1 protein-coding gene is annotated in these 1,434 nt (G+C 29.5%); it reads right to left on the bottom strand.

The window, feature by feature from the left end; all coding sequences use genetic code 11:
• Positions 1-429: 429 nt before the first annotated feature.
• Positions 430-864, bottom strand: coding sequence for a hypothetical protein (locus CUS89_RS15835; RefSeq protein WP_002318333.1), 435 nt, complete (start codon positions 862-864; stop codon positions 430-432).
• Between the last annotated feature and the right edge of the window lie 570 nt (positions 865-1,434).

Raw genomic sequence — 1,434 nt, 5'->3', positions numbered from 1 at the left:
CTTAATTTGACAAATAATACCTTATTTTCTTTTTTGGTTTTTGTCAATAAAATCTTAATACAAGGAAAATTTTATTGCAACATAATTTTGTATCATATCTATTGTCATTTTTCCCATTTTCAGTAATACTATAATTTTAAATTTGAAAAAATTTCAGTGTAATCAGCATAGTGAATTACCTTTAAATAGAAACTAACCAAGCTCAAATATTTATTAAAAAGCGAAAGAGCATAAGGTAAACGCACCACTCTCATGTTGAAAGTGGGAAAATAGGCTGTGCCTATTGCGTTTTGAAGAAAATGAATGTGATACCACAGCATAGTTTTTAGCAGTTGTCAGGGAGTTGTTCAGAGACTACTCAAGTAGTCGTTTTTACGAAAAGTAGTCTCTAGGTACCACCATCGATCATCCTTTTTGAAAGACAAATTTTTACAAATACTTCGCAATCAGAGCATTGTAAGTGAGCGATTCTGATTTTATTTTTTCTTCTTTTGCTTTTTCTTTTTGATTATTAACGGGTCTTTTTTGTGATTTATTTTTTGCTTTTTTTCGCCGACTATTCGCCCATTTTCCTCTTTGTTGTGTCTTTACTTCTTTGTATTTTTCAGAATTTTCGAGATCAAAAATATCGACGTCCATCGTTTCCGCAAAACTATTTGAATAAATTAAAAGTTCATCCAAACGGTTTAAAAGTCCCCGCATTTGGATATTTTCTTTTGTCTTTAATCGATACAATTCCAAAATAATATAGCGAATTAAGGCACTGTCTGTTGCTGAATCTTCCACTGCTAACAATTCTTTTAATTCTTCTAATGCTTCTCTGTGTTCAGGATCAATATAAATTTGTAGCCGTTCCTTTGTCATTTGTTTTCACTTCTTTCAGTCTGTTTATTTTTTAGTCGTATATTTTGCTACTTCTTAAGTATAATAAATATAAGCAATTAAAATATTCAGAAACAACGGTGCACATAATGTTAGTGGGTTTTGGTTGCGCTAAATACTTTATATAAATCTTCATATTTTATTATCCCCCTCTATTTGTAACAACCGTCATGCATTTTACGAGCTTTATCTAAATGATCAATAGGATTTATCTCATTTATTCCCTAGTCCATATTGTTTTCCATATGATATTCTAGATAGTCTAAATTATTAGTATAGTGAAGTTTATTCTCTTCTTTACTTCTATTTACCGCCTCACCTATTGTATTAATAAATCTCGATCTTGGTTAACAAGATCATTTTTTAAAACCAAATATATATCCTGATTTCAATTACTGACAACACATAGATTCTTCTTCTCTAACGAATCTATTATAAATTGAGATAGTTCATAATCGCTAGATATTAATTTATCCACTGTCAAATTTGCTGGATTAGATACTAGTATTATAAATGTATTTTAAAGAAAACAAGTGTCTTCTTCATAACTAT

The organism is Enterococcus mundtii, from assembly GCF_002947535.1.
Classification (GTDB): Bacteria; Bacillota; Bacilli; order Lactobacillales; family Enterococcaceae; genus Enterococcus_B; species Enterococcus_B mundtii_B.
The sequence above is the reverse complement of the archived record's forward strand: the minus strand, read 5'-3'. Positions and strand labels throughout refer to the sequence as shown.